Annotated in this window: 13 protein-coding genes and 4 tRNA genes; 10 read left to right on the top strand and 7 right to left on the bottom strand. The window is 59.9% G+C overall.

The genetic code is table 11. The features are described from left to right. The first annotated feature begins 83 nt into the window (after positions 1-83). Positions 84-1,016 (top strand): ABC transporter ATP-binding protein, encoded by a 933-nt coding sequence (locus GIV26_RS18445; protein WP_014717781.1) that lies wholly within the window; start codon positions 84-86, stop codon positions 1,014-1,016. Then, positions 1,013-1,792: an ABC transporter permease gene (locus tag GIV26_RS18440; RefSeq protein WP_005786689.1), complete on the top strand. Its 780-nt coding sequence runs from the start codon at positions 1,013-1,015 to the stop codon at positions 1,790-1,792. Before GIV26_RS18445 ends, GIV26_RS18440 begins: the two co-directional genes overlap by 4 nt. Before the next feature lie 175 nt (positions 1,793-1,967). Here the strand turns inward: GIV26_RS18440 and GIV26_RS18435 are convergent, their stop codons facing one another. Beyond that, positions 1,968-2,507 (bottom strand): TetR/AcrR family transcriptional regulator, encoded by a 540-nt coding sequence (locus GIV26_RS18435; protein WP_236281776.1) that lies wholly within the window; start codon positions 2,505-2,507, stop codon positions 1,968-1,970. 91 nt (positions 2,508-2,598) lie between these two features. Here GIV26_RS18435 and GIV26_RS18430 point away from each other — a divergent pair, with 91 nt between their 5' ends. The 3 genes from GIV26_RS18430 to GIV26_RS18420 all read left to right on the top strand — a co-directional run bounded on the left by GIV26_RS18430 (position 2,599) and on the right by GIV26_RS18420 (position 6,980). Next, entirely contained in the window at positions 2,599-3,786 is a 1,188-nt protein-coding gene (locus GIV26_RS18430) for an MFS transporter (RefSeq protein WP_236281774.1), read from the top strand. 111 nt (positions 3,787-3,897) lie between these two features. Next, on the top strand, positions 3,898-5,046 hold the full coding sequence (locus tag GIV26_RS18425) for a TDT family transporter (protein ID WP_236281772.1): 1,149 nt from the start codon (positions 3,898-3,900) through the stop codon (positions 5,044-5,046). Between the two features lie 59 nt (positions 5,047-5,105). Further along, a complete protein-coding gene (locus GIV26_RS18420) occupies positions 5,106-6,980 on the top strand; it encodes an MFS transporter (protein ID WP_236281770.1) in 1,875 nt (624 codons plus the stop codon). A 108-nt stretch (positions 6,981-7,088) separates the two neighbouring features. Here the strand turns inward: GIV26_RS18420 and sugE are convergent, their stop codons facing one another. From sugE to rdgC, 3 genes are all read right to left on the bottom strand, one after another. Next, positions 7,089-7,403 carry a quaternary ammonium compound efflux SMR transporter SugE gene (gene sugE / locus GIV26_RS18415; protein WP_010211634.1) on the bottom strand — a complete coding sequence of 105 codons (315 nt, stop codon included), beginning with the start codon at positions 7,401-7,403 and terminating at the stop codon, positions 7,089-7,091. A 112-nt stretch (positions 7,404-7,515) separates the two neighbouring features. Further along, the gene (locus GIV26_RS18410) at positions 7,516-8,475 is read right to left on the bottom strand and encodes a bile acid:sodium symporter family protein (protein WP_096142930.1); all 960 of its coding nucleotides are present in this window, start codon (positions 8,473-8,475) and stop codon (positions 7,516-7,518) included. A gap of 166 nt (positions 8,476-8,641) precedes the next feature. Beyond that, the gene (gene rdgC, locus GIV26_RS18405) at positions 8,642-9,562 is read right to left on the bottom strand and encodes a recombination-associated protein RdgC (RefSeq protein WP_005786703.1); all 921 of its coding nucleotides are present in this window, start codon (positions 9,560-9,562) and stop codon (positions 8,642-8,644) included. A 159-nt stretch (positions 9,563-9,721) separates the two neighbouring features. Here rdgC and GIV26_RS18400 point away from each other — a divergent pair. The 4 genes from GIV26_RS18400 (at position 9,722) to GIV26_RS18385 (ending at position 10,242) form a co-directional block, all read left to right on the top strand. After that, positions 9,722-9,797, top strand: a tRNA-Val gene (locus GIV26_RS18400). A 19-nt stretch (positions 9,798-9,816) separates the two neighbouring features. Further along, positions 9,817-9,893, top strand: a tRNA-Asp gene (locus tag GIV26_RS18395). Between the two features lie 177 nt (positions 9,894-10,070). Continuing rightward, a tRNA-Val gene (locus GIV26_RS18390) sits at positions 10,071-10,146 on the top strand. 19 nt (positions 10,147-10,165) lie between these two features. Beyond that, positions 10,166-10,242: transfer RNA gene (locus tag GIV26_RS18385), tRNA-Asp, on the top strand. An 89-nt stretch (positions 10,243-10,331) separates the two neighbouring features. Here the strand turns inward: GIV26_RS18385 and GIV26_RS18380 are convergent. After that, positions 10,332-11,465, bottom strand: coding sequence for a catalase family protein (locus GIV26_RS18380; protein WP_197901450.1), 1,134 nt, complete (start codon positions 11,463-11,465; stop codon positions 10,332-10,334). Between the two features lie 29 nt (positions 11,466-11,494). Next, positions 11,495-13,303: a di-heme-cytochrome C peroxidase gene (locus GIV26_RS18375; protein ID WP_236281768.1), complete on the bottom strand. Its 1,809-nt coding sequence runs from the start codon at positions 13,301-13,303 to the stop codon at positions 11,495-11,497. Between the two features lie 247 nt (positions 13,304-13,550). Here GIV26_RS18375 and GIV26_RS18370 point away from each other — a divergent pair, with 247 nt between their 5' ends. Beyond that, a complete protein-coding gene (locus GIV26_RS18370; RefSeq protein ID WP_236281766.1) occupies positions 13,551-14,291 on the top strand; it encodes an FKBP-type peptidyl-prolyl cis-trans isomerase in 741 nt (246 codons plus the stop codon). Between the two features lie 352 nt (positions 14,292-14,643). On the opposite strand, the gene GIV26_RS18365 is transcribed toward GIV26_RS18370, so the two are convergent. Next, the coding region (locus GIV26_RS18365) for an IS3 family transposase (RefSeq protein ID WP_213152959.1) at positions 14,644-14,738 on the bottom strand (95 nt) is incomplete at its 5' end.

Raw genomic sequence — 14,738 nt, 5'->3', positions numbered from 1 at the left:
GCTCGCACTGCATCGCCGGTTGAACTACCTGCGTTGTGCCCTCATCTATTCTTTCTATTCCCTTCTTTGGTGCGTACTTCCATATGAGTTCCGCTCTGTCCATCCGGCAGCTAACCAAAACCTACGGCAACGGTTTCCAGGCCCTGAGTGGTATCGATCTGGACGTTGCCGAAGGTGACTTCTTCGCCTTGCTCGGCCCCAACGGTGCCGGCAAATCCACCACCATCGGCATTCTCTCCACTCTGGTCAACAAGACCAGCGGCACGGTGAATATCTTCGGCCACGACCTGGATAAATCCCCGGCGGCGCTCAAGCGCTCCATTGGCGTGGTGCCCCAGGAATTCAATTTCAACCAGTTCGAAAAGACCTTCGACATTGTCGTGACCCAGGCCGGGTACTACGGCATTCCGGCGAAAGTCGCCAAGGAACGCGCCGAGCAGTACCTGACTCAACTGGGCCTGTGGGACAAGCGTGACGTACCTTCGCGCTCGCTGTCCGGTGGCATGAAACGCCGCCTGATGATCGCTCGCGCCCTGGTGCATGAGCCGCGCCTGTTGATCCTCGACGAACCTACCGCCGGCGTGGACATCGAGCTGCGCCGCTCGATGTGGACCTTCCTCACCGAACTGAACGAGAAGGGCATCACCATCATCCTCACCACCCACTACTTGGAAGAGGCTGAGCAGTTGTGCCGCAACATCGGCATCATCGACCACGGCACCATTGTCGAGAACACCAGCATGCGCAACCTGCTGGGCCAGTTGCATGTGGAAACCTTCCTGCTCGACCTGAAGAACAACCTGTCGGTGGCGCCGCAGTTGCTCGGCTACCCAAGCCGGCTGGTGGACAGCCACACCCTGGAGGTGCAGGTGGATAAGGCCATGGGCATCACCGCGCTGTTCACCCAGTTGGCGACTCAGAACATCGAAGTGCTGAGCCTGCGTAATAAAACCAATCGCCTTGAGGAGTTGTTCGTGTCCCTGGTGGAGAAAAATCTGGCGAAGGTGGCGGTATGAGTTCCGAACTGCAACCCAACCTTGTCGCGCTGCAAACCATTGTTTATCGCGAAGTGAAGCGCTTTACCCGGATCTGGCCGCAGACCCTGCTGCCACCGGCGATCACCATGGTCCTGTACTTTGTGATCTTCGGTAACCTGATCGGCCGGCAGATCGGCGACATGGGTGGCTTCACCTACATGGAATACATCGTGCCGGGCCTGATCATGATGTCGGTGATCACCAACTCCTATGGCAACGTGGTGTCGAGTTTCTTTGGCAGCAAGTTCCAGCGCTCCATTGAAGAGCTGATGGTCTCGCCGGTGTCACCGCACACCATCCTCATCGGCTACACCCTGGGCGGCGTGTTGCGTGGCCTGATGGTGGGAGTGATCGTGACGCTGCTGTCCCTGTTCTTTACCCACCTGCAGGTGCATCACCTGGGGGTCACCATTCTGGTGGTCGTGCTGACGGCGACGATCTTCTCGCTGCTGGGCTTTATCAACGCCGTGTTCGCACGCAACTTCGATGATATTTCCATCATCCCGACCTTCGTGCTCACGCCGCTGACCTACCTGGGCGGGGTGTTTTACTCCATCACCTTGCTGCCGCCGTTCTGGCAGACGGTGTCCCTGGCCAACCCGGTACTGCACATGGTCAACGCCTTCCGCTACGGCATTCTGGGCGTGTCGGATATCAAGATCAGTGTGGCGATCACCTTTATGATCGTTGCGACCGTGGTGCTGTATATCGGTTGTGCGCGGTTGCTGGTGAGTGGGCGTGGGATGCGTACATGATGTGGGATTGGAAATAACAAAACGGCCTCATCAGAGGCCGTTTTTTATTGGATGCACACCGAACAAATGTGGGAGCTGGCTTGCCTGCGATGGTATCGACTTCGCTTGACGGGTGTACCGAGGTGTCTGCATCGCAGGCAAGCCAGCTCCCACATTTTGTGTCGGCGCACGCGCTTCAGTTTTTTAGTGCCAGCTCGATCAGGGCATGCAGTTCTTCTACCGCCAAAGGCTTTGCCGAAAACAGAATACGAAACACCGTCGGTGCGGCGAGCAGGTTGATCAGATGGTCAACGCTCGGTGGCTGTTCCTGCGGGTAGCGGTCAACAATCACCTGCAACTGCCCACTCAGGATGCTCACGCAATACCCTGGCGTCGGGCTGCTTTGCACGTCGCGCATCATGTTGCGGCCTACGTCCGAACTCATCTCATCCAGGTATTGCTCGGCCCAGGCTTGCAGGTCGCCACGCAGGCTGCCGGTGTTGGCCGGTTCGGTATCGGGGCGCATACGGGCCAGGGCGACGTCGGCGAGCAGTACTGACAGATCGCCCCAGCGCCGGTAAATGGTCGACGGCGTGACGCCTGCACATGCCGCAATCATCGGCACGGTGACGCTGGAACGCTCATGGGCCTCCAGCAATTCGCGCACCGCCCTGTGGACGGATTCTTGTACCCGGGCACTGCGGCCCCCCGGGCGGAGGCCTTCTTTGATCGCCATGGGCAAGACCTTAACACAAAGAATTTGCTTTAAGCGCCAGCGAATAGCACACTGCACAAAAGCAAAATATTAGCTTTAGCGGAGCGTGCCCATGTCCAGTGTCATCTCTCAGCGGTCCAGCCTGGCGTTTCTAGTGATCATGGTGCTGACCTTTCTCGCCGCCTCCAGCGCGCCGACGCCCTTGTACCAGGTGTATCAAGACCACCTGCATTTTTCGGCGGCCATGCTCACCGCCATCTTTGGTGTCTATGCCGTGAGCCTGCTGGCGGCCCTGCTGACGGTGGGGTCGCTCTCGGATTACCTGGGGCGCAAGCCGGTGATCTTCGCCGCGCTGCTGCTCAATAGTGTGGCGATGCTGCTGTTTATCCACGCTGACAGCACCGCCTGCCTGCTGGCCGCCCGCGCGTTACAGGGCTTCGCGACTGGCACTGCCACAGCGGTATTGAGTGCGACGCTGCTCGATACCGACCGCGTCCGCGGCCCGATGCTCAACAGCCTTGCACCGATGCTCGGCATGGCCAGTGGTGGCCTGGGCAGCGGGCTGCTGGTGGAGTTCGCGCCGTGGCCAACCCAATTGATCTATTACACCCTGCTGGGCTTGATGGTGTTGCAGGCTCTGTATGTGTGGCGCCTGCCTGAAACGGTCAGCCGCATACCCGGCGCCTTGAAGTCCCTGGCGCCAACCCTGCATGTGCCGCCGCAGGCGCGCCGCGCCTTGTGGCTGGCGATGCCATTGAATGTGGCCGTGTGGGCGCTGGGTGGGTTCTTTTCCTCGTTGGCGCCGTCGTTGGTGGGTGTCGCCACCGGGTCGACCTCGCACTTGATCGGCGGCGGGCTGGTGGCGGTGGTGACCTTGAGCGGCGCGGTGATGATCTACAGCCTGCGCAACCACGCGGCTGACAGGGTCATGCGCGTGTCGGCTGCACTGCTGGCCGTGGGCGTGGGGTTGCTGCTGGTTGCCGTAAACATCGCCAGCCTGTGGCTGTTCTTTGTCGCCAGTGTGATCGCAGGCCTGGGGTTCGGCGGCGGCTTCATGGGCAGTGTGCGCAGCATCGTGGGCCTGGCGTTGCCCCATGAGCGGGCGGGCCTGATGTCGGCGTTCTATGTATTGAGTTACCTGGCGTTCTGCGTGCCGGCGTTGTTGGCGGGTAACCTGAGCCGCGTGTTTGGCCTGGTCGCGACCACGGACGGCTACGGTGCGGTGCTTATCTTGCTGTCTCTCGGGGCCCTTGGTGGGTTGTGGTGGCGGGACTCGGCGCCAGCAAGGGCGAGGGCATGATCGTGGTTAATATAGATAAAATAGATAACAGTTAGAGATATTACCCGTTATATAGATATTCGATCAGGTTCTATCATGGCCTCAACCTCATATGAGGAAGAGGATTAACCCATGACCTGCTCGACCACTCACCGCTACAAACCCTTCAGTCACCTGGCCCGTCCCCGGGAAGTGATTCGCCAGTTCACCCCGAACTGGTTTGCCGCGACTATGGGCACCGGTGTGCTGGCCCTGGCCTTGGCCCAGCTGCCAGTCAACTTGCCCGGCTTGCATGCCGTCGCCGAGGGCCTATGGCTGTTCACCATCGGCTTGTTTGTGCTGTTCAGCGTGCTGTATGCCGCCCGCTGGGTGATGTTTTTCCACGAGGCGCGACGCATCTTCGGGCACTCAACGGTCTCGATGTTCTTCGGCACCATCCCCATGGGGCTGGCGACCATTCTCAACGGCTTGCTGCTGTTCGGCCTGCCGCGCTGGGGCGGTGATGTGATCCCGTTGGCCGAGGCCTTGTGGTGGCTGGACGTCGCCATGTCCCTGGCCTGCGGCGTACTGATCCCGTTCATGATGTTCACGCGCCAGGAGCACAGCATCGACCAGATGACCGCCGTCTGGCTGTTGCCCGTGGTGGCGGCCGAAGTGGCGGCGGCCAGCGGCGGCTTGCTCGCGCCGCACTTGGCCGATGCCCATTCGCAACTGGTGATGTTGGTGACCAGCTACGTGCTGTGGGCGTTTTCCCTGCCGGTAGCGTTCAGCATCCTGACCATCCTGATTCTGCGCATGGCCTTGCATAAGTTGCCTCACGCCAATATGGCCGCGTCGAGCTGGTTGGCCCTGGGCCCGATCGGTACCGGTGCCCTGGGCATGTTGCTGCTCGGTACGGATGCCCCCGCGATCTTTGCCACCAATGGCCTGGCCAGTGTCGGTGAAATGGCCCACGGCCTGGGCCTGATTGCGGGCATCACCCTGTGGGGCTTCGGCTTGTGGTGGATGTTGATTGCGGTGTTGATCACCCTGCGTTACCTGCGCGCCGGTATCCCGTTCAACCTGGGTTGGTGGGGCTTCACCTTCCCATTGGGGGTTTACGCCTTGGCCACGCTTAAATTGGCGAGCCTGTTACAGCTGGCGTTTTTCAGTGTGTTTGGCAGTGTGCTGGTGGTTGCGCTGGCGCTGATGTGGCTGATCGTGGCCAAGCGCACCGTGCAGGGCGCTTATAAAGGCGAGCTTTTTGTTTCGCCTTGTATTGCCGGGCTAGCGAATAAGTAAGCAGGATTAGGTAAAGTCGTGGCCTGATAAATAAAGGCCACGCAGGAACACGGACGACGATGAGCCATCCTTCCCAATTCACCTTGCTGCGCACGCGGCGCTTCTTGCCGTTTTTCATCACCCAGTTGCTGGGCGCGTTCAACGACAACATCTTCAAGCAGTCGCTGATCCTGGCCATCCTTTACAAGCTCACCATCGAGGGCGACCGCTCCATCTGGGTCAACCTGTGTGCTTTGTTGTTTATCCTGCCGTTCTTCCTGTTCTCGGCGTTGGCCGGGCAGTTTGGCGAGAAATTCAACAAGGACGCGTTGATCCGCGCGATCAAGATCGGCGAGATCGTGATCATGGCGGTGGGCGCGACGGGTTTTCTGATCAAACATCTTGAACTGATGCTGCTGGCGCTGTTTGCCATGGGCACTCACTCGGCGCTGTTCGGCCCGGTGAAGTACTCGATCATGCCCCAGGCATTGCACGACGATGAATTGGTCGGCGGTAACGGCCTGGTGGAGATGGGCACGTTCCTGGCAATTTTGGCCGGCACCATCGGTGCCGGGATCATGATGTCTTCCACCCATTACGCGCCGGTGGTGGCGGTGGCGATTGTGGCCGTGGCGGTGCTGGGCTACCTGGCCAGCCGCAGCATCCCGCGCGCAGCGGCTTCGACACCGCAGCTGCGCCTGGACTGGAATATCTTCACTCAGTCCTGGGCGACTTTACGCATGGGCCTGGGGCAGACGCCGGCGGTGTCGCGCTCGATTGTCGGCAACTCATGGTTCTGGTTTGTCGGCGCGATTTACCTCACGCAAATACCTGCCTATGCCAAGGAATGGTTGTACGGCGACGAAACCGTGGTGACCTTGATCCTCACGGTGTTCTCGGTGGGCATCGCCCTGGGCTCGATGCTGTGCGAAAAGCTTTCCGGGCGTAAGGTGGAAATCGGCCTGGTGCCGTTTGGCTCATTTGGCCTGACCGTGTTCGGCCTGCTGCTGTGGTGGCACTCCGGCGGCTTCCCGCAGAACGTGCAAGCCAACGATTGGCTCGCGGTGCTCAGCTACGGCCAGGCGTGGTGGCTGCTGTTCGATATCCTCGGCCTGGGGGTGTTCGGCGGCTTTTACATCGTGCCGCTGTATGCGCTGATCCAGTCGCGTACCGCCGAGAACGAACGGGCACGGGTGATCGCGGCGAACAACATTCTCAATGCACTGTTCATGGTGGTCTCGGCCATCGTGTCCATTCTGCTGTTGAGCGTGGCCAAGCTGTCGATCCCCGAGTTGTTCCTGGTGGTGTCGCTGCTCAACATCGCGGTTAACACTTACATCTTTAAAATCGTCCCCGAGTTCACCATGCGCTTCATGATCTGGCTGCTCAGCCATTCCATGTACCGCGTGGAGCATCGCAACCTGCAAGCCATCCCGGATGAAGGCGCGGCGTTGCTGGTGTGCAACCATGTGTCGTTTGTCGATGCGCTGTTGATTGGTGGCGCAGTACGTCGGCCGATTCGCTTTGTCATGTACTACAAGATCTACCGCTTGCCGGTGCTCAATTTTATCTTCCGCACCGCCGGGACGATTCCGATTGCCGGGCGCCATGAAGACATTCAGATCTACGAGCAGGCGTTCGCGCGCATTGCCCAGTACCTCAAGGATGGCGAGCTGGTGTGCATCTTCCCGGAAGGCAAGCTGACAGCTGATGGCGAGATGAATGAGTTTCGCGGTGGGGTGACGCGCATCCTGGAGGAGACGCCGGTGCCGGTGATCCCGATGGCATTGCAGGGGTTGTGGGGGAGTTTCTTCAGCCGTGATCCGAACAAGGGTTTGTTTCATCGGATCTGGTCGCGGGTGGTGTTGGTGGCGGGCGAGCCGGTGGCTGTGGAAGCGGCAACGCCTGAGCAGTTGCACGCTGTGGTGGGCGGTTTGCGGGGGAGTGCCAGGTAGTTTTTTGTTGTTTATCAGGGCCTCATCGCAGGCAAGCCAGCTCCCACATTTGACTGTATTCACAATTCAAAATGTAGGAGCTGGCTTGCCTGCGATAGCGGTAGTGGCTTATGTCGAGATCTTGAGGCCAATCAGCCCACAAATAATCAACGCCACACTCGCCAACCGAAACAACGCCATGGATTCTCCAAACAGGATAATCCCGGCAATCACGGTGCCCACGGCCCCCACGCCGGTCCAGATGGCATAGGCGGTGCCCAGCGGCAATTCCTTCATGGCCAGCCCCAACAACCCAAGGCTGACAGCCATGGCGGCAATCGTCAGGGCGGTGGGCAGCGGCTTGCTGAACCCGTCGGTGTACTTCAGGCCGACGGCCCAGCCCACTTCAAACAACCCGGCAAAAAACAGAATGATCCAGGACATGATGACCTCGCTTCTATCAAAGTGGGGTCGTCCCCGGGTGAGCGCTTGATAGCGTCGCGAGGTCGTCCCCGCGAAGTTCGGTAGAGTGCCGAAATTGGACCGGGCGATCAAGTTACGGCGTGGTTTCCAGGGCGCGGCGGTCTTCCTTTTCGCTCATGCGGCGGAAATAGGTCGACAGCAATGCGCCGGAAATATTGTGCCAGACGCTGAACAACGCACTGGGCACCGCCGCCAGTGGCGAAAAGTGCGCACTGGCCAGCGCGGCACCCAGCCCGGAGTTCTGCATGCCCACTTCCAGGGCCAGCGACTTGCGTTGCGCCAAGGGCAACTTGAACAGGCGCCCGGTGAAGTAGCCCAGCAGGTAACCGAAGCTGTTGTGCAGCATCACCACGGCCATGATCAGCAGGCCCGACTCGGCAATCTTGCCTTGGCTTGCGGCAACCACGGCCGCGACGATGATCACAATGCTGACCACCGACACCAGTGGCAGCACATCCACCGCATGCCTTACCCGATCACCGAGCAAACGCTGCGCGACCACGCCCAGTACGATGGGTAGCAGCACCACTTGCAGGATCGACCAGAACAGTTCCATGAACGACACTGGCAGCCAGGCCGAGGCCAGCAGCCAGATCAACGCCGGTGTGAGCAGCGGGGCGAGGAGGGTGGTGACCGCGGCAATCGCCACCGATAACGCCAGGTCACCCCGGGCCAGCCAGGTCATGACGTTGGACGACGTGCCACTTGGGCAACAGCCGACCAGGATCACGCCAACGGCAATTTCCGCAGGCAAATGGAACGCCTGGCACAGCAACCATGCCACGCCCGGCATGATCACGAAATGCGCGACCACGCCCAAGGCCACGCGCCACGGGTGGCGAGCGACTTCGGCGAAGTCTTCCAGTTTCAAGGTCAACCCCATGCCGAACATCACCAGGCCCAGCAGTGGGACGATGGCGCTTTTCAGGCCGATGAACCAGCTGGGTTCGAGGAAGGCGAGCACGGCAAATATCAACACCCAGTAAGCGAAGGTATTGCCGACGAAGCGGCTCAAGGCGGCGAGTGCGCGCATGGGGATGTCCTTTTTTATTCGATTTCCGAGTTGTCGATGCAATCAAATGTGGGAGCTGGCTTGCCTGCGATAGCGGAGTGTCAGTCGGCACTCTTCTGGCTGACACTCCGTTATCGCAGGCAAGCCAGCTCCCACACTGACCGTGCCCGCATTGGATCGGTGTTGCTTAGATGCCCTGTGGTGTCTCTTCGCCGCCCAGTGCCTCGACCAGCGCCGGCAGGAAATCGCCGAAGGTCAGCATCATCAAGGTAAAGCTGGCATCCAGTTGGCCCAGGGCTTCGTCGCCGCCGTCCTGTTCCGCCTGGTCTTGCAGCAGGTCTTCGAACTTCAGGCGCTTGACGGTCATCTTGTCATCGAGCATGAAGGACAGCTTGTCCTGCCACGCCAGGGACAGTTGGGTTACGACCTTGCCGGTGGTCAGGTGCAGCTGGATCTCTTCGCCGGTCAGGTCCTGGCGTTTGCAGCGCACGATGCCGCCGTCTTCGTGGGTGTCGCGCAGTTCGCATTCGTCGAGGACGAAGAAGTCATCAGCCGGTTTCTGGGTGGTGACCCAGTCAGTCATGATTGCAGTTGGTGCGGTTTTTACCGTCAGAGGGCGGACGGGCAGGGTGCCGATCACTTCACGCAGGGTCGACAGCAGGTCTTCGGCACGCTTGGGGCTGGCCGAGTTGACCAGGATCAGGCCCTGTTTCGGCGCGATTGCAGCGAAGGTCGACGAGCGACGGATAAAGGCACGCGGCAGGAAGGCCTGGATGATTTCATCCTTGATCTGGTCGCGCTCCTTCTTGTAGACCTTGCGCATTTGCTCGGCTTCGATCTCTTCGACTTTCTCTTTAAGTGCATCACGCACCACGCTACCCGGCAGGATGCGTTCTTCCTTGCGAGCGGCGATCAGCAGGAAATCGCCGCTGACGTGAACCAGGGGGGCGTCTTCACCTTTACCAAAAGGCGCGACAAAACCGTAAGTGGTCAACTCCTGGCTTGCACAAGGGCGCGCCAGCTTGGTGGCCATGGCCGCTTCCAACGCCTCGGCATCAACAGGCAGATCTTGGGTCAGGCGATAGATAAGCAGGTTCTTGAACCACATGGGGTGAGTCTCTCCTCTATACAAAGGGGGGCATTATTCTCTTGATCACGCCGCAGGCCAACCCTGCCTAAGCCATTGGAAGGGCTGAAAAAAAAGATTTAAGAAAGTGCTTGCCAGACTTGGGGTCGCTCCGTAGAATGCGCGCCACACCGAAACGAAGGGTGATTAGCTCAGCTGGGAGAGCATCTGCCTTACAAGCAGAGGGTCGGCGGTTCGATCCCGTCATCACCCACCATTCGCTTCATGTGTTACGCGCAGCGGTAGTTCAGTCGGTTAGAATACCGGCCTGTCACGCCGGGGGTCGCGGGTTCGAGTCCCGTCCGCTGCGCCATATTCGGTCACCTGGAATGCTGAACGCCAGGTAACCAAAGAAAGCCCGCTCATTGAGCGGGTTTTTTTCTGTCCGAAATATGGCAAAAAATCGTGCGCTAAACTTTTTTTAAATAAATTGCATTTAAATCAAGACATTACGATTTTTTGGTGTATGATGCGCCCACACCGAAACGAAGGGTGATTAGCTCAGCTGGGAGAGCATCTGCCTTACAAGCAGAGGGTCGGCGGTTCGATCCCGTCATCACCCACCATTCGCTTCAAGTGTTACGCGCAGCGGTAGTTCAGTCGGTTAGAATACCGGCCTGTCACGCCGGGGGTCGCGGGTTCGAGTCCCGTCCGCTGCGCCATATTCGGTCACCTGGAATACTGAACGCCAGGTAGCCAAAAGAAACCCGCTCATTGAGCGGGTTTTTTTTCGCCTGCGATTTAACGCGCCTTACGGTGCGTTGCGGCTGTGGCGGTAATCGCTGACGGCCTCGTACACCGCTTTGCGCAGCCGGTTGATGCCACCGATGGGGCGGTGCGCTTCCAGCCCGAACCAGGGGTTGAACGACTGGTTATCGCACGCCAGGTTCTGCGCCGGCGTGTCGAAGTCCTGGGCGGGAATCCTGACCTTGGCCACGGTTTCATACGGCGCGTCGCTTTCCTTCCATTCGATGCTGGTGTCTTCGATCGGCATGAACGCCTGCGGGTTTTGCCGCTGGATCTGCAGCACAAAACACGCATCTACACGGTCGGTGGACAGTTGCTGGTTGAGCGCGCTGCGCAGGAAGTTGGGCAGGGCCTGGTTCTGTTTGGGCAACACATAATCCGGGCAGCTTTGCGGATCTGGCGCGACGCGAAACTTGGCGTTGGCCGCGCCAAACTTGTAGGGCGACACTGAAAAGTAAGTCGTCTGCGTCGGGCTGGCCGGTGCGGGCGCCAGGGTTGCCAGGGCGATAAACAGGTGACGCACTTGCCAACTGCGCGGGTCGAGCTTGGGAAAGAAAGCCAGGACCTTCTTGCCATCCGCTTGCGCGCCGATGTTTTGCGCGTATTCCGCGACATCGCTGACAAAGAAGTTCGGGTGGCTGAACATCACGAAATCCTGCTCGGTGCGCGCTTGCTGATCTGCCATCAGTTGCTTGCCCGGCACATCCAACAGCTTGATGGCCATGCCGCGTGCATCGCGGATGCTGTCGAATTGCGGATAAGCGTTGCCGTTGGACAGGCGCATCGTCGCCTGCCAGGTCTTGCCCGGCTCGGCAAACACACCCTGGCGCAAGGCCGGGTCGAGATCTGTCAGAACGCTGACCTCGGCTTTCACGCACCCATGGGCCTTGGCATGGGCATCACGCAGGTAGCGAGTGCCTTCGCGATGCTGATCAACGATGCGCACGGCGGTCTGGATGATGCCTTGGGTCATCGCCGCTTCACCGGGCGGGATCTGTTCCTTCACCGACACCGGGCCCCTGTGCTGCCAGGCGAACCAGGCCGTGGCCAACACCCACCCCAGCAGGCCCAGGCCCAGCAGCCACAGCAGGGTTTTGCCAACAAAGGCGCCAAGGCGTAGCCAGAGACGAGCAAGCATGGAGCGGTCCTTGTTTTGCGAGCGGATAATCATGGCAGTTGTTGCTCCAGCGGGCCGCCCAGCACCTTGAGGTATTCGAGCAGCGCCCAGCGTTCCTGCGGCAGCAGGCCACGGCCGATCACGCCATTGCCACGTTCGCCGGCACGGAATTCGTGGCCGCTGTTGTGGTTGCCGGTGATTCTGGTATCGAACAGGAAGGCATTCTTGAAGGCGATGGTCTCAAACCCCAGGTGACGCGGGTCGTAGTTGAAGGTGCCTTTATAGAAGGTAGTGCTGCGTTCGTCCTGGGGCGAGAGCAGTTGGTAGATCGTCGGCACCGAACCGTTGTGCAGGAACGGTGGGGTGGCCCATACGCCGGCCAGTGGCCGCGCCTTGTAAGCACGCAATTCGCGCACGCCGATGGGCAGGCCGAACCCGTCCAGGCCTGGGCGCTCGGCCGCGGTAACGCCGGCCGCACGGTAGGCATGCTCTTCGACGAAGGCGGTGACATAGGCCAAACCCTGGGCCACCGACATTTTTTTCAGGTCCAGCGGCGCGGTGGGGGTGGGGTGCAGTTCGACATTGAGCCGGGCCAGTTCGGCCGGGTCCCATTGCAACGCGCTGAGGTCATAGCGTTGGTCGGCAATGTTGTTGGCCGTGCCGGGGTCGGTGCCGATGTAGTTCACCGGCAGCATTTTCAACTGCTGCACCGGACGGCCGTTTTCCTGGGTGACGGTGGGTAGGTGGCAGCCGGCGCAGTTCTCGGCAAAGAGTGCGCGACCCTGGGCGGCGAGGGGCTTGTCGATGGCACCGAACAAGTCTTGCGGCCAGGTCGGCGGTTTGAGCCGTTGCAGGGTTTCTTCGATCAGGTGCAGGTCGCGCACCCGTACGCTGGACGGGTAGCGGGCATCGCCTTTGAGCGGTTGCCCGGCAGTGTCGAAGAACGTCAGGGTCGCGCCTACGCCAAGGGCTTCGCCGATGTTGCGCGCCATGGGCTGTTGGGCCGAGCCATTCCACTGCACCCAGTCGAAGGTCCAGATATCCCACAACTGCGGGTAGTCCACCGGCGCATTGGCGACGCGATAATTGTCTGGGGAAATAGCGTCGCCAAAACTGGCGTTGGCGATGCGCCCAAAGGCGTCAGTGCGGCCCGGGCCTTCTTCGGTGGGGTAAAGGCCGCGGTGGGTGTCATTCCAGGCAACCTTGAGGAACTGGTTCAGCGATTGCTTGAAGTCCTTGCGCAGTTGATCGCGCTGGGCGTCGTACTGATCCCCCAGGACCTTGTGGGCAAAGCGCTCGAACTTCCATGGGTTGTAATAGGTAGCGGCCAGGCTGGCGACCAGGGCCTGGCCGAAACTGCCGCCACGCAACGTGGGAACGCTGGAGGGCAGTACGTGTTGCGCCGAGCCGCCGTCGATACGCAGGGCCTGACCCTTGAAGTGCAATTCGCCGGTGTGGCAGGCCGCACAGGTGATATCCAGGTACTGAGCCTTGCTGTCGGCGCTCTGGTGCCGGGCGAACCCTACCGGCAGGTTGCCAGGGTTTTGCGCGGTGGGCACCTGTTTGGGATCGACCAGGAAGCCAAAGCGCGCCAGGTACTGCGGCGCGGCAAAGCGTTGCTCGGAGAACGGCAGCTCCAGGGCGGTGAACCAGTCGTAGTGCAGGCCTTTTACTTGAGTGCCCTGGGGCGTGAAGTAGTAGGTCTGGCGGTCGGCGGCACTCCATTGCTCCTGATAGTGCACCTGTTTCACGGGCACGTAATCCGGCAGCTTGGGGTTGAGGGTGTAATAGAGCACCACGGCCAGGATCAGGCCCAGTGCGATCAGTATCAGGAGTAAAACTCGGGAAAAAATGCGCAAGATAACTATCCTTGTCGAATTGTCGCGTTGTTATGCCACTGCACCACAGGTGCGGCAAGTAGCGATTAGCCTGCTGGCAGGCGGTCCCGCGATCCGTCGCGGTGGCCCATGATAAATGGAAATGCTTTTAAACACGTGAACTTATCAGAAGTTTCCTGCTCACATGCCGGTAGCCATTGGTCGGGGCCGCCTGATAAGCTCGCGACTTTATTCGAATGCCCTTTTGGCGCATGAACAAGGAAATAGCATGAAACAGCATCGGTTGGCGGCGGCGGTGGCCCTGGTTAGCCTGGTACTTGCGGGTTGTGATTCGCAAACCAGCGTAGAGCTGAAAACCCCGGCGCAAAAAGCTTCCTACGGCATCGGCCTGAACATGGGCAAGAGCCTTGCCCAAGAAGGCATGGATGACCTGGACTCCAAAGCGGTAGCCCAAGGCATTGAAGATGCTGTCGGCAAGAAAGAGCAGAAGCTCAAAGATGACGAACTGGTTGAAGCCTTCGCCGCGCTGCAAAAGCGTGCCGAAGAGCGCATGACCAAAATGAGCGAAGAGTCGGCAGCTGCCGGCAAGAAATTCCTCGAAGACAGCGCCAAGAAAGACGGCGTCGTCACCACCGCTTCCGGCCTGCAGTACAAGATCGTGAAGAAGGCCGACGGCGCCCAGCCTAAGCCAACCGACGTGGTGACTGTTCACTACACCGGCAAGCTCACCAACGGCACTACCTTTGACAGCTCCGTAGATCGCGGTAGCCCGATCGACCTGCCGGTCAGCGGCGTGATCCCGGGTTGGGTCGAAGGCTTGCAACTGATGCATGTTGGCGAGAAGGTCGAGTTGTACATCCCGTCCGACCTGGCCTACGGCGCCCAGAGCCCGAGCCCGGCGATCCCGGCCAACTCCGTGTTGGTATTCGACTTGGAGCTGCTGGCCATCAAGGACCCAGCCAAGGCAGAAGCAGCAGACGCACCTGCTGCACCAGCCGCCAAGAAGTAATCGGCGCCTGAACACACAACGCCCCGTCTCGACGGGGCGTTGTTGTTTTCGGGGCTGTATCAAAGGATGCAAAAATCTTCTGTGGGAGCTGGCTTGTCGGGTCGCCGCATCGCTGTGATGACCGCCAGACGCTCAGCACTCCAAATGTGGGAGCTGGCTTGCCTGCGATGACGGCCTGCCAGCCTACACCTACTAACTGACACACCACGATCAACCTGTGGGAGCGGGCTTGCTCGCGAAGGCGGCCTGGCAGTCAACACAGTTGGATTGTGTACATATCCATTGCTGCGGTAACGGCCACATAGGGTTCCGCCCTGACGTGAACTGCCCCCCAAAAGTTGGACAGGAGACGCTATTGATTTAGTGCCTGGGTCCGAAACTGTACCGGACTCAAGCCATTCAGTCTGAGGCTTATGCGGTCTTGGTTGTAGTAGGTGATGTAATCCT

Source organism: Pseudomonas sp. PA-1-3F, assembly GCF_021609665.1.
Lineage (GTDB): Bacteria > Pseudomonadota > Gammaproteobacteria > Pseudomonadales > Pseudomonadaceae > Aquipseudomonas > Aquipseudomonas paracarnis.
Note: the sequence above shows the minus strand (reverse complement) of the source record. Positions and strands in the feature narration are given on the sequence as shown.